The organism is Amycolatopsis sp. SB7-3 (assembly GCF_041021335.1).
GTDB classification, from domain to species: Bacteria; Actinomycetota; Actinomycetes; order Mycobacteriales; family Pseudonocardiaceae; genus Amycolatopsis; species Amycolatopsis japonica.
The window spans coordinates 402,560-422,902 of the sequence record NZ_JBFPJQ010000004.1; the positions used below are offsets into that span (position 1 = coordinate 402,560).

General features: G+C 69.4%; 24 protein-coding genes. 12 read left to right on the plus strand and 12 right to left on the minus strand.

Going from position 1 to position 20,343, the window contains the following annotated elements; genetic code table 11:
* Positions 1-134: 134 nt before the first annotated feature.
* Both AB8M46_RS29425 and AB8M46_RS29430 read right to left on the minus strand, forming a co-directional pair.
* Entirely contained in the window at positions 135-1,340 is a 1,206-nt protein-coding gene (locus tag AB8M46_RS29425; protein WP_350594297.1) for a TRAM domain-containing protein, read from the minus strand.
* A complete protein-coding gene (locus tag AB8M46_RS29430; RefSeq protein ID WP_037343739.1) occupies positions 1,337-3,364 on the minus strand; it encodes an APC family permease in 2,028 nt (675 codons plus the stop codon). Before AB8M46_RS29430 ends, AB8M46_RS29425 begins: the two co-directional genes overlap by 4 nt.
* A 97-nt stretch (positions 3,365-3,461) precedes the next feature.
* Between AB8M46_RS29430 and AB8M46_RS29435 the strand changes: the two genes are divergently transcribed.
* Together AB8M46_RS29435 and AB8M46_RS29440 are read left to right on the plus strand one after the other, a co-directional pair.
* Entirely contained in the window at positions 3,462-4,127 is a 666-nt protein-coding gene (locus AB8M46_RS29435) for a TrkA family potassium uptake protein (RefSeq protein WP_016332962.1), read from the plus strand.
* On the plus strand, positions 4,127-4,783 hold the full coding sequence (locus AB8M46_RS29440; protein ID WP_016332961.1) for a TrkA family potassium uptake protein: 657 nt from the start codon (positions 4,127-4,129) through the stop codon (positions 4,781-4,783). Before AB8M46_RS29435 ends, AB8M46_RS29440 begins: the two co-directional genes overlap by 1 nt.
* Here the strand turns inward: AB8M46_RS29440 and AB8M46_RS29445 are convergent.
* Together AB8M46_RS29445 and AB8M46_RS29450 are read right to left on the minus strand one after the other, a co-directional pair.
* The gene (locus AB8M46_RS29445) at positions 4,780-5,508 is read right to left on the minus strand and encodes a DUF3159 domain-containing protein (RefSeq protein WP_394362333.1); all 729 of its coding nucleotides are present in this window, start codon (positions 5,506-5,508) and stop codon (positions 4,780-4,782) included. The genes AB8M46_RS29440 and AB8M46_RS29445 overlap by 4 nt on opposite strands.
* Before the next feature lie 9 nt (positions 5,509-5,517).
* The gene (locus AB8M46_RS29450; RefSeq protein ID WP_034316985.1) at positions 5,518-5,898 is read right to left on the minus strand and encodes an OB-fold nucleic acid binding domain-containing protein; all 381 of its coding nucleotides are present in this window, start codon (positions 5,896-5,898) and stop codon (positions 5,518-5,520) included.
* A 103-nt stretch (positions 5,899-6,001) separates the two neighbouring features.
* On the opposite strand from AB8M46_RS29450, the gene AB8M46_RS29455 reads away from it, so the two are divergent.
* Positions 6,002-6,709 (plus strand): alpha/beta fold hydrolase, encoded by a 708-nt coding sequence (locus AB8M46_RS29455; RefSeq protein ID WP_394362334.1) that lies wholly within the window; start codon positions 6,002-6,004, stop codon positions 6,707-6,709.
* On the opposite strand, the gene AB8M46_RS29460 is transcribed toward AB8M46_RS29455, so the two are convergent.
* The gene (locus AB8M46_RS29460; RefSeq protein ID WP_037343736.1) at positions 6,706-7,359 is read right to left on the minus strand and encodes a DUF3710 domain-containing protein; all 654 of its coding nucleotides are present in this window, start codon (positions 7,357-7,359) and stop codon (positions 6,706-6,708) included. The two genes, AB8M46_RS29455 and AB8M46_RS29460, sit on opposite strands and share 4 nt — an antisense overlap.
* Positions 7,359-7,841 carry a dUTP diphosphatase gene (dut, locus tag AB8M46_RS29465; protein WP_007033571.1) on the minus strand — a complete coding sequence of 161 codons (483 nt, stop codon included), beginning with the start codon at positions 7,839-7,841 and terminating at the stop codon, positions 7,359-7,361. The genes AB8M46_RS29460 and dut overlap by 1 nt, the downstream gene beginning before the upstream one ends.
* 24 nt (positions 7,842-7,865) lie before the next feature.
* Between dut and AB8M46_RS29470 the strand changes: the two genes are divergently transcribed.
* Positions 7,866-8,366: a DUF3093 domain-containing protein gene (locus AB8M46_RS29470; protein ID WP_052120910.1), complete on the plus strand. Its 501-nt coding sequence runs from the start codon at positions 7,866-7,868 to the stop codon at positions 8,364-8,366.
* Between the two features lie 87 nt (positions 8,367-8,453).
* Here the strand turns inward: AB8M46_RS29470 and AB8M46_RS29475 are convergent, their stop codons facing one another.
* The gene (locus AB8M46_RS29475) at positions 8,454-8,762 is read right to left on the minus strand and encodes a DUF4193 domain-containing protein (protein WP_005164528.1); all 309 of its coding nucleotides are present in this window, start codon (positions 8,760-8,762) and stop codon (positions 8,454-8,456) included.
* 454 nt (positions 8,763-9,216) lie between these two features.
* On the opposite strand from AB8M46_RS29475, the gene cei reads away from it, so the two are divergent.
* On the plus strand, positions 9,217-9,900 hold the full coding sequence (cei, locus tag AB8M46_RS29480; RefSeq protein ID WP_037343732.1) for an envelope integrity protein Cei: 684 nt from the start codon (positions 9,217-9,219) through the stop codon (positions 9,898-9,900).
* 68 nt (positions 9,901-9,968) lie between these two features.
* Here cei and AB8M46_RS29485 read toward each other — a convergent pair whose 3' ends face one another.
* Positions 9,969-10,787: an inositol monophosphatase family protein gene (locus tag AB8M46_RS29485; RefSeq protein WP_394362335.1), complete on the minus strand. Its 819-nt coding sequence runs from the start codon at positions 10,785-10,787 to the stop codon at positions 9,969-9,971.
* Between the two features lie 67 nt (positions 10,788-10,854).
* Between AB8M46_RS29485 and ppgK the strand changes: the two genes are divergently transcribed.
* From ppgK to AB8M46_RS29500, 3 genes are all read left to right on the plus strand, one after another.
* Complete coding sequence (ppgK, locus tag AB8M46_RS29490; protein ID WP_037344485.1) at positions 10,855-11,616, plus strand: polyphosphate--glucose phosphotransferase; 762 nt, start codon at positions 10,855-10,857, stop codon at positions 11,614-11,616.
* 246 nt (positions 11,617-11,862) lie between these two features.
* Positions 11,863-13,263, plus strand: a complete 1,401-nt coding sequence (locus AB8M46_RS29495; RefSeq protein WP_016332951.1) for an RNA polymerase sigma factor — start codon at positions 11,863-11,865, stop codon at positions 13,261-13,263.
* A 94-nt stretch (positions 13,264-13,357) separates the two neighbouring features.
* Entirely contained in the window at positions 13,358-13,876 is a 519-nt protein-coding gene (locus AB8M46_RS29500; protein WP_394362336.1) for a pyridoxamine 5'-phosphate oxidase family protein, read from the plus strand.
* Positions 13,877-13,885: 9 nt separating this feature from the next.
* On the opposite strand, the gene AB8M46_RS29505 is transcribed toward AB8M46_RS29500, so the two are convergent.
* Together AB8M46_RS29505 and AB8M46_RS29510 are read right to left on the minus strand one after the other, a co-directional pair.
* Positions 13,886-15,085, minus strand: a complete 1,200-nt coding sequence (locus AB8M46_RS29505; RefSeq protein WP_394362337.1) for a hypothetical protein — start codon at positions 15,083-15,085, stop codon at positions 13,886-13,888.
* Between the two features lie 47 nt (positions 15,086-15,132).
* Positions 15,133-15,510: a hypothetical protein gene (locus tag AB8M46_RS29510; protein WP_378413492.1), complete on the minus strand. Its 378-nt coding sequence runs from the start codon at positions 15,508-15,510 to the stop codon at positions 15,133-15,135.
* A gap of 62 nt (positions 15,511-15,572) precedes the next feature.
* Here AB8M46_RS29510 and AB8M46_RS29515 point away from each other — a divergent pair, with 62 nt between their 5' ends.
* Both AB8M46_RS29515 and AB8M46_RS29520 read left to right on the plus strand, forming a co-directional pair.
* Positions 15,573-16,364 carry a class I SAM-dependent methyltransferase gene (locus AB8M46_RS29515; RefSeq protein WP_394362338.1) on the plus strand — a complete coding sequence of 264 codons (792 nt, stop codon included), beginning with the start codon at positions 15,573-15,575 and terminating at the stop codon, positions 16,362-16,364.
* On the plus strand, positions 16,361-17,551 hold the full coding sequence (locus AB8M46_RS29520; protein ID WP_037343721.1) for a hypothetical protein: 1,191 nt from the start codon (positions 16,361-16,363) through the stop codon (positions 17,549-17,551). Before AB8M46_RS29515 ends, AB8M46_RS29520 begins: the two co-directional genes overlap by 4 nt.
* On the opposite strand, the gene AB8M46_RS29525 is transcribed toward AB8M46_RS29520, so the two are convergent.
* Both AB8M46_RS29525 and AB8M46_RS29530 read right to left on the minus strand, forming a co-directional pair.
* On the minus strand, positions 17,543-17,749 hold the full coding sequence (locus AB8M46_RS29525) for a hypothetical protein (RefSeq protein WP_394362339.1): 207 nt from the start codon (positions 17,747-17,749) through the stop codon (positions 17,543-17,545). The genes AB8M46_RS29520 and AB8M46_RS29525 overlap by 9 nt on opposite strands.
* Entirely contained in the window at positions 17,746-18,330 is a 585-nt protein-coding gene (locus tag AB8M46_RS29530; protein WP_394362340.1) for a hypothetical protein, read from the minus strand. Before AB8M46_RS29530 ends, AB8M46_RS29525 begins: the two co-directional genes overlap by 4 nt.
* Before the next feature lie 110 nt (positions 18,331-18,440).
* Between AB8M46_RS29530 and AB8M46_RS29535 the strand changes: the two genes are divergently transcribed.
* Both AB8M46_RS29535 and AB8M46_RS29540 read left to right on the plus strand, forming a co-directional pair.
* Positions 18,441-19,619 (plus strand): sensor histidine kinase, encoded by a 1,179-nt coding sequence (locus tag AB8M46_RS29535; protein WP_125736489.1) that lies wholly within the window; start codon positions 18,441-18,443, stop codon positions 19,617-19,619.
* Positions 19,616-20,278 carry a response regulator transcription factor gene (locus AB8M46_RS29540; RefSeq protein ID WP_037343712.1) on the plus strand — a complete coding sequence of 221 codons (663 nt, stop codon included), beginning with the start codon at positions 19,616-19,618 and terminating at the stop codon, positions 20,276-20,278. Before AB8M46_RS29535 ends, AB8M46_RS29540 begins: the two co-directional genes overlap by 4 nt.
* Positions 20,279-20,343: the final 65 nt, after the last annotated feature.

The following is a 20,343-nucleotide window of genomic DNA, read 5'->3' on the forward strand; positions in this document are numbered from 1 at the left end:
CGGAACAACCTTTTCCATCACAGTCGCCACAGACCGAGGTAAGATAGTTCATAATGCGAGCAAGTTAACGAGCACGACGACACCCGGACAAGCCGAACGAAGCCACTCCATTCCGACGGATTACAAATCCGGAATTATTGCAACAACGCAACGCATTCGACGTGGTGCGTCATCGGGAAAGCGTCGAAAGCGCGCAGATCCACCAGCCCGTATCCGTGTTCCTTGAACAGCGCGATGTCGCGCGCCAAGGCAGCCGGGTCGCACGCCACGTAGACGATCCGGTCCGGGGAGCCCTCCACAATGGACTCCACGACCGCCTTGCCCGCGCCCTTGCGCGGCGGGTCGAGCACGACCACGTCCACCGGTTTGGGGGCATCGGCCAGCAGGTGTTCGACGCGGCCGGAGCGCCAGCGGACCTGAGGGAGGTCGGCCAGGTTCTCCTCGCCGTCGGCCACGGCACGCCGTCCGGATTCGATGGCCAGGACCCGTCCGCGCGGGCCGACCTGCGAAGCGAGCACGGACGCGAAGAGGCCGACGCCGGCGTACAGGTCCCAGGCCACGCCGTCGCGCGGCGCCTCGGCCCATTCCGCGACGACGGCGGCGAGCGCGTCCGCGGCGGCCGGGTGGACCTGCCAGAAGCCGTGGGCGTCCAGGCGCCAGTCTCGGCCGGCGGCGTGCTGTACGGCGATGCCGCCCGCCAGCTGCCGCGCCCGGGTCTTCCCGTGGACCGTGGACAGGTCGCGAAGGTGCACTTGCCCCTCGCCGTCCTTGGTGACCTCGATTTCGCTGCCGGGCCGCCAGTTGCGCGACACGACGTCGTCGAGCGCGCCGGGCACGGTGATCGGGCAGTCGTCGATCGCGATCACGCGGTGACTGTGGTGCGCCCGGAAGCCCGCCTTCCCGTCCTTGCCCGCCACGAGCCGCACGCGGCTGCGCCAGTCCAACGGGCCACCGTCGAGCGCTTCGACGACGACGTCGCGCTCGATCCCGGCGAGCCGCTTCAGCTGCTCCATGACCACGGCGGCCTTGAGTTCACGCTGATGCTTGGGCGTGGCGTGCTGCCAGTCGCAGCCGCCGCACTCCCCCGGCGCCGCGAGCGGGCACGGCGGCTCCACGCGTTCGGGGGATGCTTCGAGGACCTCGATCGCGTCGGCGCGGCAGAACGAGCCGCCCTTGTCCTCGGTGACCGTGGCCAGGACCCGCTCGCCGGGCAGCGCGTGCCGGACGAACACGACCCGGCCCTCCGTCCGGGCGACGCAGTGCCCGCCGTGCGCGACCGCGCCGACCTCCAGCTCGATCGTTCGTCCGAGCCAGGTGCCGGTCGACGCGTCCACACTCATTCTGCTTTTTCCTTGTTCTTCTCGGGTTGCTTGACGACCGGGGAAAACCCACGGCGCACGTCGCCTGCCGCCGGACGCGCCTTCCGGTCGCGTTTGATCGCCTTTTCCGACGATTCGAGCTGCCACGGCACGCTGGTCACCATGACGCCGGGCTGGAACAGGAGACGTCCCTTCAGCCGCAGCGCGCTCTGGTTGTGCAGGACCTGCTCCCACCAGTGCCCGACCACGTACTCGGGGATGAACACGGTCACCACGTTGCGCGGATTGTCACCGCGGACGCGCTTCACGTAGTCCAGCACCGGTTTCGTGATCTCGCGGTACGGCGATTCGATCACCTTCAGCGGCACCTTGAAATTGTGGTCGTCCCATTCCTGGACGAGTTTGCGGGTCTCGACGTCGTCGACGTTCACCGTCACGGCCTCGAGGACGTCCGGCCGCACCGCCTTGGCGTACGAGACCGCGCGCAGGGTCGGCAGGTGCAGTTTCGAAATCAGCACGATCGCGTGGTTGCGCGAAGGCAATACGGCCGGTTTCCGGTCCATCTCGCGCAATTCCTCGGCGACCCGGTCGTAGTGCTTCCGGATCGCGGTCATCAGCACGTAGATCGCCACCATGGCCGCGATCGCGATCCAGGCGCCGAGGAGGAACTTCGTCACCAGCACGATGATCAGCACGGTGCCCGTCATGGTGAGGCCGATCGCGTTGACCGTCTGCGAACGCCGCATCCGCCGCCGCACCGTGGGATCGGTTTCCCTGGCCAGCAGCCGGTTCCAGTGCCGGATCATGCCCGCCTGGCTCACCGTGAAGGAGACGAACACCCCCACGATGTAGAGCTGGATGAGCTTGGTGACCTCGGCGTCGAACGCGATGATCAGCACCAGCGCGAAGGCGGCGAGGAACAGGATGCCGTTGGAGAAGGCCAGCCGGTCGCCGCGGGTGTGCAGCTGACGCGGCAGGTAACGGTCCTGGGCGAGGATCGAACCGAGCACTGGGAAGCCGTTGAACGCGGTGTTCGCGGCCAGCAGCAGGATGATGCCGGTGGCGAAGGAGATGTAGTAGAACGCGGGGGTGAAGTCGGCGAACACCGCCTGCGCGATCTGCGCGACGATCGTCTTCTGCTCGTAGCCGGCCGGGGTGCCGGTGAGCTGGGTTTCCGGGTGCTCGGCGAATTTGACGTCGGTGATGATCGCCAGCGTGATGATGCCGACCAGCATCGTCACCGCGAGCACGCCCATCATCAGCAGGGTGGTCGCGGCGTTCTTCGATTTCGGCTTCTGGAACGCCGGGACCCCGTTGCTGATCGCCTCGACCCCGGTCAGCGCCGCCGCACCGGAGGAGAACGTGCGCAGCAGCAGGAAGAAGAACGCGAAACCGGTCAAAGAGGCTTCTTCGTGCAACTGGAAGTCCGCGCTCTCGGCCCGCATGTCGGCGCCGGAGGCCGCTTCGATCAGGCCCCAGATCACCATGCCGAGGATGCCGATGATGAACCCGTAGGTCGGGATCGCGAACGCTTTGCCCGATTCGCGCACTCCGCGCAGATTCAGCGCGGTCAGCACCACCACGATGATGACCGCGGCGATCACCTTGTGCTGCGCCACCCACGGAATGGCCGACCCGATGTTCGCCACGCCGGACGACGTCGACACCGCGACGGTGAGCACGTAGTCGACGAGCAGCGCGCTGGCGACGGTGAGGCCGAATTTGCCGCCCAGGTTGGTGTTCGCGACTTCGTAGTCACCACCGCCGCTGGGATAGGCGTGCACGTTCTGCCGATAGGACGCCACCACGACCAGCATGACGAGCGCGACGGCGACGCCGATCCACGGCGCGAACGCGTACGCCGACAAACCGGCGACGCTGAGGGTCAGAAAGATTTCCTCAGGCGCGTAGGCGACGCTCGACAACGCGTCGGACGCGAAAATCGGCAGCGCGATGCGCTTCGGCAGCAGCGTATGCGAGAGGCGGTCACTCCGGAATGGACGTCCGAGGACGAGCCGCTTCAATACGGTCGGGAACTTCGACACCGCAGAAGCGTAACGGGCGGTGCTCACGGTAGGTTCGGCGCTGGTATGTCTGGGTACCTGCGGACGGGTGAACGTCCGACGACGAAGGAGGCAGGGCGTGCACGTGGTGATCATGGGATGCGGCCGGGTAGGCGCATCCCTGGCCGCGGCGCTGGAGCGGCTGGGGCACGAAGTCGCCATCATCGACAAGACCCAGCAGGCGTTCCGGCGGCTCGGCAGTGATTTCCACGGTCAGCAGGTGGTCGGCGTCGGTTTCGACCGGCAGGTGCTGATCGAGGCCGGGATCGAACGCGCGGGGGCTTTCGCGGCGGTGTCCAGCGGCGACAACTCCAACATCATCTCGGCGCGGGTGGCCAGGGAGAACTTCGGCATCGACAAGGTCGTCGCCAGGATCTACGACCACAAACGCGCGGCGGTCTACGAACGGCTCGGCATCCCGACCGTGGCGACCGTGCCCTGGACGACCGACCGGTTCCTGCGCACCCTGCTCCCCGACGGCGTCGCCTCGGAATGGCGGGACCCGTCGGGCAGCGTGGCGCTGCTGCAGCTGCCGCTGAACGAGGGCTGGGTCGGGCACAGCGTGCGCGACCTGCAGGACACCACCGGCGCGCGGGTCGCGTTCATCATGCGGTTCGGCACCGCCGTCCTGCCCGACACCAAGGCCGTGATCCAGGCGGACGACGTCGTGTACGTCGCCGCGAAATCAGGCACTGTCAGCGACGTGACCAGCGTCGCCGCTCGCGAACCGGAAGAGGAGAACTGATGCGGGTCGCGATTGCCGGGGCCGGCGCGGTCGGCCGGTCGATCGCCGCGGAGCTGATCGACGGGCGCCACCAGGTGATGCTCATCGAACGCGAGGCCGACCAGTTCGAGCCGCACACCGTCGAACAGGCGGACTGGGTGCTGGGCGACGCGTGCGAGGTCTCGATCCTCGAGGAGTCCGGGATCGAGGAGTGCGACGTCGTGATCGCCGCGACGGGCGACGACAAGGCGAACCTCGTGGTGTCGCTGCTGGCGAAGACCGAGTTCGCGGTGCGCCGGGTGGTGGCGCGGGTCAACAACCCGGCCAACGAATGGCTGTTCAACGACGCCTGGGGCGTCGACGTCGCCGTCTCGACCCCGCGGATGCTCGCGGCGATGGTCGAGGAGGCGGTGAGCGTCGGCGATCTGGTGCGGCTGATGACGTTCCGGCAGAGCCAGGCGAACCTCGTCGAACTCACCCTCCCGGAGGAGACGCCGCTCGCGGGCAAGGCGGTCAGCGAGATCAACCTGCCGCGGGACGCGGCGCTGGTGACGATCCTGCGCGGCGACCGGGTGATCGTGCCGCAGCCGGAGGACCCGCTGGAGCCGGGTGACGAGCTGCTGTTCGTGGCGACGTCGGACGTCGAACCGGAGATCCGGACCGCGCTGGGATATTAGTTGTCGACGGCGGGCGCCTGCGCGTACTTCGCGCGCAGGCGGGCCTCGACCTCTTCGTCGGTCTCCTCGCGCGGGGCCTCTTCGGCCTGCGCCTTGAGGTGCTTGTCCGACCGCCGCACCGCCCAGACGACGGTGAGCAGGCCGAGCGCGTACAGCGGGTAGCCCATCGCGATCTTCGCGAAGGCCAGCCAGCCGGTGTAGTCCTCGTCGTAGAGCCAGCGCTGCACGACGAACCGGGCGCCGAAGATCAGCGCCATCGCGGCGGTCGCGATCGAGTAGGAGATCAGCGACTTCTTGTCCTTGCGCCACGCGTGGCCGCTGCCGTTGAGCGCGTTCCACACCACGCCGGCGAGCGGCCAGCGGACGAGGATCGACAGCACGAAGACGCCGCAGTAGACCAGGCTCGTCCAGATGCCGAACAGGAAGAAGCCCTTGGCCGAACCGGTCCGGTAGGCGATGAACGCCGCGATCGCGACGCCGAAGAACCCGGAGATCGCGGGCTGCAACGGCTCCTTGCGGACGACGCGCAGCACGGTGATCGCCACCGCGCTGCCCACCGCGGCCCAGATCCCCACCGTGAGCCCGAAGATCGCGTTCGCGATCACGAACACGATGACCGGCAGCGAGGAATAGAACAGTCCGGACAGCCCGCCCATCTGTTCCAGCAGGGTGGGCTGGGGCTTCTTGTCTTCGGTCTTCTCTTCGCCGCCGACGGGTTCAGTCACGATGCGGGATCAACTCACAGGGCTCTGAAGTTCGTAATAGGGGTTGTAAAGCACCTTCTGACCATCACGTTCGGCCATCCGGCCGCGCACCTTGATGGTTCGCCCGGGTTCGATCCCGGGGATCCGGCGGCGTCCGAGCCAGATTAGCGTCACACCCTGTGTGCCGTCGAACAGCTCGGCCTGCAGGGTCGCCGCCTCGTTGGTCGGGCAGAGTTCCACACTGCGGAGTCTGCCGAGCACCGTCACCTCTTGACCCGACCGGCAGTCGCAGGCGCGCTGCGCTCCGCCGGCCTCGGATTTTTCGGACAGATCGTCGGCGTCGAGATCCTCGACGTCGCTGGTCAGCTTGCGGACCAGCCGGCTGAAGTAGCCGCCGTCTTTGGCGGACATAACGGTGCTCCTGTGCTCCGGGGCCCCCGACTTGAACGGCCCGTGCGTAATCCAGCGTAACTGTGCTCGGACCAGGACAACGGGTTTGGGAGAAGATCGCAACGTGACCTCCGCTATTCCGCCTACGACGGCAGTAGTACTCCCCGGCACCGGGTCCGACGAAGTGTTCGTGCGCGCCGTGTTCGCCGGTCCGCTGCGGGCACTCGGCATCCGGTTGCTCGCCCCTCCCCCGCCCCCTGGCGAGAGGCTCGCGGAGGGCTATCTCGAGGAGCTGGACAGGCTCGCCGACGAGCACGGTCCGCTGCTCGTCGGCGGCATTTCGTTCGGCGCGCACCTCTCGGCGGAGTGGGCGGCGCGGAATCCGGGCCGCTGCACCGGCCTGCTGGCCGCGCTCCCGGCCTGGAACGGCCCGGCCGGGCGAGCACCCGCGTCGCTCGCCGCGCGGCTGTCAGCGGATCTGGTGGCCGAAAACGGCGTCGGCGGCGCGCTGGCGAAATCCTCCGACGGCGTCCCGGAGTGGCTCGCGGCGGAACTCGGCCGCGCGTGGCGGCGGCACGGCGACGGACTGGCGGCGAGTCTGCGCACGGCGGCGGCCCATCCCGCGCCGTCGCTCGAAGACCTCAAGGGCCTCGACGTGCCGGCGGGGATCGGCGCGTGCGTGGACGATCCGATCCATCCGGCGGAGGTCGCCCGCGCCTGGGCGGACGCCCTGCCGCGCGCCGAGGTCGGCGAGTCGACGCTCACCGCACTCGGCGCGGACCGGGAGTCACTGGGCCGGGCGACCCTGCTGGCCTGGTTGAAAGCCCGCTAGCCCTGCTGTTCGGCGATGTGCTGCGCGACGGCGTCGGGCAGCGTGATGGTCAGCGGGGTGCGGACCGGCATCGGCGCGTCACCGCGGTCGACGATGGTGTGCCGCACGATCTCCCGCAGCACGGCCGGCGCCTGGGACGCCTGCGACTGCGGACCGGCGATGACGCCGCGGAGCATCCAGCGCGGGCCGTCGACCCCGACGAACCGCAGCGCGACGTCGCCGACGATCGCCGACAGCTCCAGCCCCCACTCCCCCATGCCGACCGAGACCTTGGCGCCGTCGGCCCGCAGCTGCTCGGTGAGCTCGGTGCTGACGTCCTTCCACAGGCCGCCGGACCGCGGTGCCGCGTAGCCGCTGACGGTGATCTGGCCCTGTTCGGTGACGACGTGCACCGCGCGGACTCCGCCGCTCTCCGGGTCCATCTCGACCTGGACCTGGGAACCGTCGGGCACCGGCACCTTCACCGAGCCGAGGTCGATCCTCGGGATGCCGTCCTCGGGCGCGTCGGCGAGGTCGAAGGGGCCGTCGGAGGTCTCCGACAGCTGCGACTCGATCTCTTCGTCGGCGTCGTCGGCAACTGGACGCTCGTCGACCTCGGGCGCGGCGTGCCGTCCGGTCGGCTTCGCGCGCTTGCGTCCGAAAATCCCCACTAGTTCTCCGTTCCTTCCCTGGCTCCGGCTCCCAGTGTGGCGTGTCCGCCCGTGGAGCCATACCCTCCCTCGCCGCGCTCGGACGGCTCGAGCTCGGCGACCTCGACGAACTCGGCCTGTTCGACCCGTTGCACGACCAGCTGCGCGATCCGGTCGCCGCGGGTGAGCACGACCTTCTCGGAGAGATCATGGTTGATCAGGCAGACGCGGATCTCACCGCGGTACCCGGAGTCGATCGTGCCGGGGGTGTTGACGACCGAGAGGCCGACGCGGGCGGCGAGACCCGAGCGGGGGTGGACGAAGCCCGCGTACCCGGGCGGCAGCGCGATCGCGACGCCCGTGCCGACCACGCCGCGTTCACCCGGCGCGAGCACGAGATCCGAGGTGGTGACGAGGTCGGCGCCCGCGTCGCCGGGGCGCGCGTAGGCGGGGAGGGGGACCGAAGGATCGATCCGGGAAAGCAGTACCTGAACGGTGGACACGGGCGGCGAGACTACCCTGAAGAGGTGGTTGAAAGTGTGAGCGCGGCCGAAGGCGGCGACGTCAAGCATTCAGAGCGGCTCTATGTCCCGTGGTGGGGCTGGCCGTTGCCGCTGCTGGGCGGCGGGCTGCTGGCGGCGGAGATCGACATGGGCTATCCGGGCCTCCGCGGATGGCTGCCGTACGTGGTGCTGATCCCCGCGGTGATCGCGCTGATGATCTCGCTCGGCCGGTCCCGCGTCCGGGTGACCGGTGGCGCCGAGCCGGAGCTGTGGCTGCGCGACGCGCATCTGCCGCTCAAGTTCGTCGGCGACGTCGACGTCATCGACAAGGAAGCCAAGCGCAAGGCACTCGGCCGCGACGCCGATCCGGCGGCGTTCGTGCTGCACCGGGGCTGGGTCGGCCCGGTCGTGCGGGTCTGGCTCACCGACCCCGACGACCCGACGCCGTACTGGCTGTTCAGCACCCGGCATCCGGAGAAGGTGGCCGCGCTGCTCCGCCAGCCCGCCTCGAAGCCCCAGGCATAGGAAAGGGGGCCGACCATCCGGTCGGCCCCCTTTGTTCCTGTTTCAGTCCCCGAAGCCCCTGTCGCGCCGTCCCCTGTGCCCGTAGGCTCAGGCGCAGTCGCGGCAGATGAGCCGTCCGCCACTCTCCTCCGCCAGCCTGCTGCGGTGGTGCACCAGGAAGCAGACGGAGCAGGTGAACTCGTCGGCCTGCTTGGGCACGACCTTGACGGTCAGGTCCTCCCCGGAAAGTCCGGAGAGGTCCGCGCCCGGCAGCTCGAAGTTCTCGGCGGTCGCGTCCTCGTCGACGTCCACGACGCCGGACTGGTTTTCGTTACGCCTTGCCTTCAGCTCTTCCAACGAGTCTTCGGCCAGCTCGTCGGCTTCGCTGCGGCGCGGAGCGTCGTAGTCGGTCGCCATTAGTCCCTCACCCCTGCGATGCTTTCGATGTCAGATGGCCCGGACCCGCGAGCGCGCGGCTCGTGAGTCCTTCGTGCCGCTGGTTAACGTCCCAGCGCCCCTGTTTGTGCCCGGCTGGGCAGTGAGCGAGGTCTCTCTTTTGCGCCTCTTACTGCCGCCTGAGCCCGCGAAGGGTAGCTCACGTCGATACCGGCTCTGCAACGAGTCAGACATTGCTGCGATTACGTCACCCAACAGGGGGAACCCTGCTGTCAAGACGCCTGTCGTCCGAATGGGTTGCCCCCGCGTCGGGTACCTCACCCCTTGGGCCCGGCTGCTTGCCCGGAGTGGCCATCGCGTGGTGCTATCCGGAGGCCCGCGCCGATCACCCGCGCCGCAACGCATAGGCTGATCGGACACGATGGTGAGTTGAAGCACCGTCCGGGGATCCGGGCTTTGGGGAAGGGACTGGCAGGTGGCGTCGGGGAACGGCATCGGGGACCGCGGGGCGAGGCCGTATCGCAAGCACAATCCGCTGCCCGCGCTCATCGTCATCGGGGTGATGGCGCTCGGCGCGGTGATCGTCTGGGTGAACGTCGTCGCGAGCAAATCCGACATCGACGCCAGGGTCCGCTGCGATCCGCCGCCCGTGCCGCAGCAGGGTGTCACCTACACGCCGCTGGCCCACAACGGTCTCGACGACCGCGCGCCGGTCCCGCCGGACAAGGTCGCCGTCCAGGTGCTCAACGGATCCCAGGTGCGCGGCCAGGGCGGCATCGTCACCAGCACGCTCCGGGAACTCGGTTTCTCGCAGATCGTCGAGCCGGACGTCGACCCGGCCTACAAGAACGCGGAAGCCAAATGCCGCGGCCAGATCCGCTTCGGCGAGAACGGCGCCGCCGCGGCCCGCACGCTGAGCCTGGTGGTCCCGTGCGCCGAACTGGTCAAGGACAACCGCAAGGACGCTTCCGTCACGCTCACCACCGGCACCCTGCTCGGCGACATCCGCCCGAAGGCGGAGGCGCGCCAGGTCCTCGACCAGCTCACGAAATGGTCGAAGGCGCAGCAGGGCAGCGGTGGCGGTGAGCAGTCCGCGGGCGGCGGTGCCCCGGTGATCGACCAGGCGCTGCTGAAGGCCGCCCGCGAAGCCCCCTGCTGAGAGTCTCTCAAGCGCTATGAAAGGTCCTTTCCTTGCAAAATTTGCAAGGAAAGGACCTTTCATGGCATTCAGATCGTGCCCACGCCCGAGTCGATGAGCGCCTCACGCAACGGCGCCGCGATCGACGGCGCCACCGCGAACGTCGCGTCCGGCCCCAGCTCCGTGTCCTCCCCCGGCAACGACACCCGAGCGCCCGCCTCGGCCGCGATGAGCGCGCCGGCGGCCCAGTCCCAGTGCCCGAGGCCGTGTTCGACGTACGCGTCCAGCCAGCCCGCCGCGACGGCGCACAGGTCGAGCGAGGCGGCCCCGTTGCGCCGGACGTCCCGCACCCGCGTCGCCAGTTCCGCGACGAACCGGGCCTGCTTCGTCCGCCGTTCCACCTTGTAGGCGAATCCGGTGCCGACGAGCGTCAAGTCCAGCCGGGAAGGGGCGTTGACCGACAGCGGCCGCCCGTCGAGGAACGCGCCCTGCCCGCGCGCGGCGGTCCAGCGGCGCCCGCTGACCGGTTCGACGACGGCGCCCGCCACCGACACCCCGCCGACCTGCGCGGCCACCGACACGGCGAACCAGGGCAGTCCGTAGAGGAAGTTCACCGTCCCGTCGATCGGGTCGACCACCCACGTCACGCCGTCACCGGCGATACCGCCGCCCTCCTCGCCGAGCACGGCGTCGTCCGGGCGCAGTTCGGCGAGCCGGGCGCGCACCAGCCGTTCCGACTCGTGGTCCACGGCGGTCACCACGTCGGTGTCGGCGGATTTGGTGTCCACGCGCACCTCGCGGCCCGCGTTCATCCCGGTCCAGGCCTCGTGGACCAGTTCGGCGGCCTCGCCCGCGACACGCTCGGCGACACCCTTCAGCAACGTCTCGTCAACTCCCACGTCCGCCATGTCACCACATCCGGTTAAAGTCTCCGAGGCAGGCTTCTGAATCGTGCGAGAAGGGACCACGTCCGTGGTGGAGGCGACCCGAGGGTTCGGTATCGACATCGGCGGCAGCGGGATCAAGGGCGCGCTGGTGGACTTGGCGCAGGGACAGCTGATCGGCGACCGGATCCGCATCGACACGCCGAAGCCGTCGACCCCGGAGGCGGTGGCGGACGTCGTCGCCGAGATCACCGGCCAGGCGGGCTGGGACGGCCCGGTGGGAGTCACGCTGCCCGCGGTGGTCAAGAAGGGGGTCGCGCACACCGCGGCCAACATCGACCGCAAGTGGATCGGCACCGACGCCGACGCCCTGTTCGCCAAGCGGCTCGGCCGCGGCGTGGACGACATCGCGATGCTCAACGACGCGGACGCCGCCGGCATGGCCGAGATCCGCTGGGGCGACCCCGTGGCCCGGCGCGGCGTGACGGCGCTGCTGACCTTCGGCACCGGCATCGGCAGCGCGGTCTTCCAGGACGGCAAGCTCGTGCCCAACACCGAGTTCGGCCACATCGAGGTCGACGGCTTCGACGCGGAGAAGAAGGCCGCGGCGTCGGTGAAGGACAACGAGGAGCTGTCGTATCCCGAATGGGCGGAACGGGTGAACAGGTATCTCTCCGTGCTGGAAAACCTGATCTGGCCGGACCTGTTCATCGTCGGCGGCGGGGTCAGCAAGAAGTCGCACAAATGGGTCCCGCTGCTGGACATCCGCACGCCGGTCATCGTCGCGTCGTTGCAGAACAACGCGGGCATCGTCGGCGCGGCGGCCGCCGCGGCGGAGGGCATCGAGCACTGACCCGACCGCGCTGACATCCACCCCGCGGATGTCACTTCGGCGCGTCGCACGGCGTGTCGCGCCCGCCGGTCGGTGGTCCGCGCCGCGACGCTGTCACGTATCGTCGTTACAATGGAACACGGCCCCCGGCGGCGGCACTCACGAGAACGAGGGAAACCGCAGGCCGAGGGGTGTTCCCCGAAGTTTGAGGCAGCCGAGACCATCACGCCTCGGCTCGTCATGATCGACCGCTGCGAAAGGGCGTAAGTGGCAGCCGCAAGAACCGCAACCCGAAGCGGGACGAAGACAGCGACCGCAGCCGGCGAGCCGGCCGACGAGGCAGCCACCGACGCGGCGAAGCCCGCGGCGCGCAAGACCGCCGCCAAGGCGGCCGGCGCGAAGAAGGCCCCGGCGAAGAAGGCTCCGGCCAAGAAACCCAGCACCAAGAGTGCGAAGACCGAAGACGGCGACCCGGAAGACGGTCCCGGCGACCTCGACGAGGCCGACCTCGAGACCCCGGATCTGTCCGACCTCGAAGAGGTCGAGGTGGATGTCGTCGACGCTTCCGTCACCGAGGAGACGGACGAGGACGCGGAATCCGAGGAGGACGTCGAAGAGACGCCCGCCCGCGGGCGCCGCACGTCGACCGACAAGAACGCCGGCAAGTCTTCCGACAACCCGGACTTCGTCTGGGACGAGGAAGAGTCCGAGGCGCTGCGCCAGGCCCGCAAGGACGCCGAGCTCACCGCTTCGGCCGACTCGGTCCGCGCGTACCTCAAGCAGATCGGCAAGGTCGCCCTGCTGAACGCCGAGGAGGAGGTGGAGCTCGCCAAGCGCATCGAGGCCGGGCTCTACGCCGCCGAGCGCGTCCGCAACGCCGAGGAGGAGGGCGAGAAGCTCGTCACCCAGATGCGGCGCGACCTCAAGTGGATCGTGCGCGACGGTGAGCGGGCGAAGAACCACCTCCTGGAGGCGAACCTCCGGCTCGTGGTCTCGCTGGCCAAGCGCTACACCGGCCGCGGCATGGCGTTCCTGGACCTGATCCAGGAGGGCAACCTCGGTCTGATCCGCGCGGTCGAGAAGTTCGACTACACCAAGGGCTACAAGTTCTCCACGTACGCCACCTGGTGGATCCGTCAGGCGATCACCCGCGCGATGGCCGACCAGGCCCGCACCATCCGTATCCCGGTGCACATGGTCGAGGTCATCAACAAGCTCGGCCGCATACAGCGTGAACTGCTGCAGGACCTCGGTCGCGAGCCCACCCCCGAAGAGCTCGCGAAGGAAATGGACATCTCCCCGGAGAAGGTCCTCGAGATCCAGCAGTACGCCCGCGAGCCGATCTCGCTCGACCAGACCATCGGCGACGAGGGCGACTCGCAGCTCGGTGACTTCATCGAAGACTCCGAGGCCGTCGTCGCGGTCGACGCGGTGTCGTTCACGCTGCTGCAGGACCAGCTCCAGTCGGTGCTGCAGACGCTGTCCGAACGTGAGGCGGGAGTGGTGCGGCTGCGGTTCGGCCTCACCGACGGCCAGCCGCGCACGCTCGACGAGATCGGCCAGGTGTACGGGGTGACCCGTGAGCGCATCCGGCAGATCGAGTCGAAGACGATGTCGAAGCTGCGTCACCCGTCGCGTTCGCAGGTGCTGCGCGACTACCTGGACTGAGCCCAGGGTTCACGGAAGACCCCGTCACCGTTTTCGGTGGCGGGGTTTTTCGCGTCCGGTGTCGAATCGCGGCCCGCCCGTTCGACGCGTGGGTATGACGAAACCTCACGCCACCAAGAACCTCGACCGCTACGGAGCCGCGGAACTCCCCTGGAGCCGCGCGCGGGACGTCCTCGACGAGGACACCCCGACCGCCGACCTGACCTTCTTCGTGACCACCGTGCGTCCCGACGGGCGTCCGCATTCGGCGGGCGTCGGCGCCGTCTGGGTGGACGACGTCCTGTACTTCAAAGGCGGGCCGGGCACCCGCCGGTCCCGCAACCTGGCCGCGAACCCGGCGTGCGCCGTTTCGGTGCGGCTGCGGGGAATCGACCTCACGATGGAGGGCGAGGCGCACCGGGTCACCGATCCGGCGACGCTGGAACGCGTCGCGGCGGTCTACCGGACGGGCGGCTGGCCCGCGACGGTGGAGGGCGACGCGCTCACCGCTCCGTTCAGCGCGCCCAGCGCGGGCGCCCCGCCCTGGTATCTGTACCGCCTGGCCCTGCGCCGGGCCATCGGCGTGGCGGGTGCCGAACCCCATGGCGCCACGCGCTGGGACTTCACCCCGTGAGGTCCGGGCTCAGGGGCGGCCGGTCAAGGTGGTCCACGGGACGTGGACGGTCACCCGCTCCCGGAGCTGTTCGTTCATCAGCCACAGCTCCCCCGTCGCCGGCCAGTACGACAGGTTCTGTGAGTTCACCGGCGCCCGCCCGCTCAGCCGCGACGTCGAGGTACCGCCGACCCCGCCGTGCAGGCACGAAGGATGGTCGCCCGCCACCCCGGCGTACTCGGGGCACACACCGGTCAGCACGAAATATCCGTTGCGCGCCACCGCTCCCTGCATGCCCCACACCGGCGACACGAAGCCTTCCTTCGCGTGCACGGTGCCGTCGGCCGACACCTTGGGCAGCCCGGTCGCGCGGTCGAACGGCCACCGCAGCACCCGGCCGCCCGCCGCGTTCGGGATGTGCTCCGCGGTCACGATCGAGCCGTCACCGTGGTCGAACGACATCGTCGCGAGACACGGCCGGATCCCGGGCGCGTTGGTGCAGGCACCGCCGCCGGGGTACCAGTAGGCGCCGATCTGCGGCATCGCGTAGTCGTAGAACGCCGCGTGGTACTTGCCGTCCGGACCCTTGCCGACGACGCCGGAGCTGTCGTCGACCTTCCAGAAGTGCGTGGTGTCGAAGACCCGCACCACACCCCCGGTGGTCGCGACGAACAGCCGGTTCCCGATCCAGGTCATCCCGTGACCGTGTCCTTGCACGACGGCGAAGTTGTCGTTCGACGTCGGTTCGACGAGCAGTACGTGCCGGTAGCCCAGCCCGGTAGCGTCTACAAAGGACAGACGGACCATGGTGTCGCCGGGCGTGTGCCACGACGTCGCCACCACCCGTTTGCCGCCGACCTTCCCGGTCGCCGCGTCCGCGTCACCGGAACCGGTCAGTCCCTGCGGGATCCAGTCGTTGGTCTTGTCGTCGTTGGCGTCTTCCCAGCAGAATCCCGCCGGGTTCAGCGCCGACGCGAGATACGTGGCGTGGCACAGCGGCCGCGCCTTCCGGTTCGCCGACGACAGGATCTCCGGCAGCCCGCGTGCCGGGAGGTGGTTCTCCAGCGCGGCGATCCGGGCGCCGTAGGTGCCGAAGCTCGAACCGGACGTCCAGCGGAAACCGTCGACCGTGGCCGCGTCCATCTTCGGGAAGGCGGCCGCGGCGGAGGCCACGCCCGGGATGAACGCGAACACCAGCAGGAGTGAAGCGAGAAGTCCCAGCCTCTTCATGCCCGCGAGCCTTCCGGCCGCGCGCATACTTTCGATACAAACCCGCGTCAGGACACGGAAAGCCCGCGCTCGGCCAGGGATTCCTCGACGCGCAGCCGTTCGATCTCCCGGTCGAAACCCTCCGGCAGTTCGGCCAGCCGGTGCTCCACCTCGACCTCCCGGCAGGCCTGGACGAGCAGCGCGTCGTACGCCTGCCTGGTGCCGTACCGGCGGACGGCGGAGGCGCCGGACGGAAGCTCCGCCAGCTGCCGGTGCACCCGGCGGAGATCGGCGGCGAGTTTCTCGATGGGCGGCCCGGCCGGGAGTTCGGGTCGGCGGCGGCCGCGCCACCACCGCAGCCCGGCCGGCACTTTCAGCGCGCACCAGAAAAGAACCGAAGGCGCCACGGCGACCACGGCGTACAGCGCGACAGGCCCGATGGCCATGACTCATGGTAATCCCGCGCGGAGCACCGGAGAAACCGCGAATCCGGGCTATATTCGCGACTGTGCTGACCGAGGGCTACCGCTACCCGGACGCCGGCGACCACGTCACCGGTGTCTTCATCCGACGGCACGAACCCTACGACGGCTACTGGACGGCCAGCGAGGACCGCGCGCTCGGGAAGGTCGCCGAACGGCTCACCGAGATCCTCGCCCCACGCGAGCGGGTCAAGGCGCTCGACGCCGGCTGCGGCGAAGGCCGCCTTCTCCCCTGGCTCGCCCGGTTCTCCGCCGACGTCACCGCCACGGATCCCGACCCGGACAGGCTGGCCAAGGCACGCGAGACCGTCGTCGAGGACACCGAGTTCTCCTTCGCCGTCTCGCCGATCACGGATTTGGACGGCGGCCCGTACGACCTCGTGATGTGCAGTCATGTCATCCAGCACGTGCCGACGCCGGACGTCGGACCGATCCTGCGGCGGCTGGCGGGGATCACCGCGCCCGGCGGTGTGCTGGTCCTCGCGTACAGCCGGTCACCGGTCGGGCAGGGCGCGTTCAGCCTCGACAGCGTCGAAGCGGGCGACGAAGTCCGCTCACGCCGGGTATCGCGCGAAGAGTTCGACCAAGCACTGCACGACGGCGGCCCGGCGCTCCCGGTGCGCCATCTGGACCCGGCGGAGATCGCCGCCGACGCGGCCGAAGCGGGCTGGCGCACCGAGTGGGAGTGGACGTACCACGTCCTCGACGATCTCGGCCCGGCCGACGAGCACATCGACCGCGACGAACTCGTCAACGCCTCCGGCCCGCTGCGCCGCCATCTCGGCCGGGACCTGATCACGGTGCTGCGCCGCCGATGACCGCGGTGCTCCTCACCTTCGCGTGGGCGGTCCCGCTGTCGGAGCGGGAGGCCGGGAAGGTGCTGGACGGCGGACGGGACCGCGGCCTGCTGGCCCACCTCGACGGCAAACTCGGCGACGAGTGGACGGCGGCGGAGAATTTCCTGGCCAGTTACACGACACCGCCCCGAAGACGGGTGCTGCGCAAACGCACGCTCGCGATCCGCGTCGGCGAGACCGGCCTGCCGTGTGAACTCGTCGTCACCTGGCATCCCGCCTATCACGCGATGACGCTGGTCCTCGCCACCAAGATCACCGGAGCGGCGGCGGACGGGCCCGCCGCCGAGTTCGACCTCGCCATCGCGATCCTGCAGAGCCTTCAGGGCCGGGAGACGTCGAACGAGGAGAAAGGGCTGCATGGCCGCTACGGCGAGAAGACCTTCCCTTCGCTCCTCAAGGCCGTCACCCACGTCTTCGAGGACTTGACCAAGGGGTGCGGCCTCACCGAAGGGCTCGGCCGCAAGGGCTGGTGCGTCGAACTGCGGTCCCACGACGGGCATCCGCCCGCCCAGCGGGTCGCCGCCGATCCCCGGCCGTTCTACGGGATGGCGACCAGCGACGAGGGCTGGCGGTTCGTGCCCCGCGAGGTCGCCAGGGACGCGCTCGGCCCGTCGTGGGGCACGCGGTCCTTCGTCGCCGCGTACACGATGGCGGGTGGGATCGTCTGCCTCAACAGCAAGGATTCCGAGTACGTCGAACACCAGGCCGAGCTGATGCGCGGCCCGTTCGGCGACGCCGATCCGTACTTCGGCATCGACAGCGAGATCGGCGGGCTCGACCACGGGATGCTCTTCATCCTCGAACGGGTCCTCATCCGGATGGCGCTGGCCGACCAGTGGCTGGCGTCGATGAAGCAGACCGGGAGCCGCACCCGGCTGTTGCGCGGCTCGCTCGACGACATCCTCGAAATGCTCCATTCGGTACTGCCGCCGGAGATCGATTCCCTGGAGCGCCGGCTGGTCACCAGCATGGGCGTGGAGCGGATCATCGCCCAGCTCGACCGCCAGGCCGAGGCGATGGACGAGGAGACCAGGTACGCCTACGAGAACACGGTGAGCGCGCGGGTCACGCGGCTCACCGTGGTGACCGTCGTGCTGACGGTCGTCACCATCGTCCTCGGGGTCCTGCAGGTGCTCGTCTCACTCTGACCGGCGCCCCTTGCGGGCGCGTTCGGCGAACAGCACCCCCACGCCCGCGGCCACCATCAGCGCGCTCGCCACCACGTGCATCCCCGGCGGGAGAAGGTGGAGCTGGACGAACCAGCTCGGGTTCGCACTCCCCAGCAACCGGTTGATCAGTCCACCACCGCCCTGCACCAGCAGCAGGATCCCCAGCAGTTCGATCATCGTCGTGCCCCTTCCCCGACCCGGTCCTTGGGTGAGAGCTCCTGCCACAGCGGCCCGGTGGCGAACCAGATGGCGGTCACGACCCCCAGCCGTGGCAGCCAGCCCCACAACGGGTCGACCTGTGCGGTGCCGCCGACCATGACGATCAGCAGGAGCAGCACCCCGGCGGCCAGCCCGCAGGCCAGCACGCATTTGAACCAGTCACGCCATTCGGCGCGCAGCTTGTCCCGGCCCCTCGGCTTGGGCGGCGGTGGCGGCCCGCCCGCGAACCGGTGCGCGAACCGCACGTCGGCCCACTTGATCATCGAATGCCCGAACACCACGCTGAAGCCCAGGTACACCGCGGCGATGCCGTGCACGAAGTTCGCCGTGGCCCCGTTGCGCAGGTCGATGACCGTCGCGACCAGCACGACGATGTCGATCACCGGGGTCAGGAGCAGCAACGCGACGCCGGTGCGCTTGAGCTTGAGCGGATAGCGGGCCACGAGGCCGGCGAGGATGGCGACCCAGAAACCGATCTCCCCGCCGGCGATCACGGCCGCCATCGGGTTTCTTTCGATGAAGTCCCAGATCTCGTTCACGAGCCGAGTCTGTCTCGCGAGCGGGCGGGGCCGCGTCGGCGAACGGCACGAGATCATCGTCATCAGTTCGTAGGACCCCGCGGCGGGTGCCGGTGTGCTGGGATGGAACGGTGCCCACGTTCGTCCCGCGCCTGAACCACCTCGCCGAATGGAAACAGGACCTCGTCATCGCCTTCGGCACCTGGGTCCTGGGTGTGCTGGTCTATCTCAGTGGGATGCACGTGCTGCTCAACGGCAAGGACGACACGCCGCTGTGGATCCGGCTGACCGAGCTGACCGTGTTGTGCCTCCTGCAGGTGTTGCGCCGCAAGGTCCCTTTAGGACTGTTGTGCGGGCTCGCCGTCCTCGGCGTGGACATCGCGTTCGGTCCCTCGCTGCCGATCTTCGTCATCTTCACCGACTTCCTTTACGCGACGACGCTGTACGGCTCACGACGGGTCAGCCGGGTGATGATCGGCGTCGCCGCGGTCGGGACGCTCGCCGCGGTCTGCCTGGCGCTCCTGTTCTCCGCGCAGTGGCGCACGGCGATCCTCGTCGCGTTCGCGTTCCTGCCGTTCCTGGTCACCCCGGTGTGGTGGGCGGCCAACGTCCGTCAGCAGCGGGACATCGCCCACAACGAGCGGGCGAACGCGGTCCAGCTGGCCACGATCGGCGAATTGGACCGGAAGGCCGCCGTGGCGGGCGAACGGTCGAAGATGGCGCGGGATCTGCACGACGTCATCGCCGGGCATCTCTCGGCGATCGCGATCCAGTCCGAAGCCGCGCTGTCGATGGCGACCGCCGACCCGAAGCTGTCCAGGAAGGTGCTGGAATCGGTGCGGGAGAACAGTGTCAGCGCGCTGGAGGAGATGCGCGCGATGATCGGGCTGCTGCGCGCGGACACCGAGATCGAGCCGACCGCGCCCGCCCGGCTGGCCGAACTGTCCAAACTGGTCGAATCGGCGCGGGCGAGCGGGCTGGCGGTCGAACTCGGTGCCGTACCGGACCGGTCCGCCGACCTGCCCGCCGCGGTCGACCTGACCGCGTACCGGATCGCGCAGGAAGCACTGACCAACGCGATGAAACACGCTCCCGGCGGGCGGGCCGTCCTCGACATCCGGTCGAGCGGCGGCATACTCACCGTCGAGGTGCGCAATGATCTTCAGCCGGGCCGCCCCGGCGACGGCGGGACCGGCCTCGGCCTGCTGAACATGCGGGAACGCGCCGCCGCGGTGGGCGGCACCTTCACCGCCGGGCCGTCCGGCGGCCGCTGGCTGGTCCGCGCCGAACTGCCTCTGGAGGGGTCTTGAGCGACGGGAACATCAGGGTGCTGGTCGCCGACGACCACGGCGCGATCCGTGCCGGGCTGATGATGATCCTCGGCAACGCCGACGGTATCGAGGTGGTCGGCGAGGCCGCGGACGGCGCCATCGCCGTCCGCCAGGCGAAGGCGCTGAAGCCGGACGTCGTGCTGATGGACGTGCGGATGCCCGGGGTCGACGGCATCGCCGCCACGCGGGAGCTGACCGCGGAGGGGCTGTGCGAGGTCCTCGTGCTCACCACCTTCGATCTCGACGAGTACGTCCACGCCGCGTTGCGGGCGGGCGCGGCCGGGTTCCTGCTGAAGTCGGTGGAAGCGTCGCGGCTGATCGAGGCGGTGAAGCTGGTGGCGGCGGGCGAAGGCGTGCTCGCGCCGCAGGTCACGCGGAAGCTGATCGCCGCCTTCGCCGCGGGGACCCGTGAACCTTCCGTCGTCCCCGCGGGGCTCGAAGACCTGACCGAACGCGAACGCGAAGTGCTGGCGTGCCTGGGCGGCGGCCTGTCCAACGCGCAGATCGGCACGCGGCTGCACATCGGCGAGACGACGGTGAAGACGCACGTCTCCCGGGTGCTGACGAAACTGGGGCTGCGGTCGCGGGTGCAGGCGGCGATCCTGGCGCAGGAGAACGGCGTCGTCCTGGAGGGGTGAACTCCCACCGATCTGCGAGGTGGACGGCGATCTTCTAGCGTGACCCTTCATGCGGCGAACTCTGG

Coding starts and splice junctions, on each gene's coding strand:
- AB8M46_RS29425 (WP_350594297.1), bottom strand. CDS start 1,340: ATGAGTGTGGACGCGTCGACCGGCACCTGGCTCGGACGAACGATCGAG.
- AB8M46_RS29440 (WP_016332961.1), top strand. CDS start 4,127: ATGCGGGTCGCGATTGCCGGGGCCGGCGCGGTCGGCCGGTCGATCGCC.
- AB8M46_RS29450 (WP_034316985.1), bottom strand. CDS start 5,898: ATGTCCGCCAAAGACGGCGGCTACTTCAGCCGGCTGGTCCGCAAGCTG.
- AB8M46_RS29475 (WP_005164528.1), bottom strand. CDS start 8,762: ATGGCGACCGACTACGACGCTCCGCGCCGCAGCGAAGCCGACGAGCTG.
- AB8M46_RS29485 (WP_394362335.1), bottom strand. CDS start 10,787: ATGGCGGACGTGGGAGTTGACGAGACGTTGCTGAAGGGTGTCGCCGAG.
- AB8M46_RS29500 (WP_394362336.1), top strand. CDS start 13,358: ATGACGAAACCTCACGCCACCAAGAACCTCGACCGCTACGGAGCCGCG.
- AB8M46_RS29505 (WP_394362337.1), bottom strand. CDS start 15,085: ATGAAGAGGCTGGGACTTCTCGCTTCACTCCTGCTGGTGTTCGCGTTC.
- AB8M46_RS29510 (WP_378413492.1), bottom strand. CDS start 15,510: ATGGCCATCGGGCCTGTCGCGCTGTACGCCGTGGTCGCCGTGGCGCCT.
- AB8M46_RS29520 (WP_037343721.1), top strand. CDS start 16,361: ATGACCGCGGTGCTCCTCACCTTCGCGTGGGCGGTCCCGCTGTCGGAG.
- AB8M46_RS29525 (WP_394362339.1), bottom strand. CDS start 17,749: ATGATCGAACTGCTGGGGATCCTGCTGCTGGTGCAGGGCGGTGGTGGA.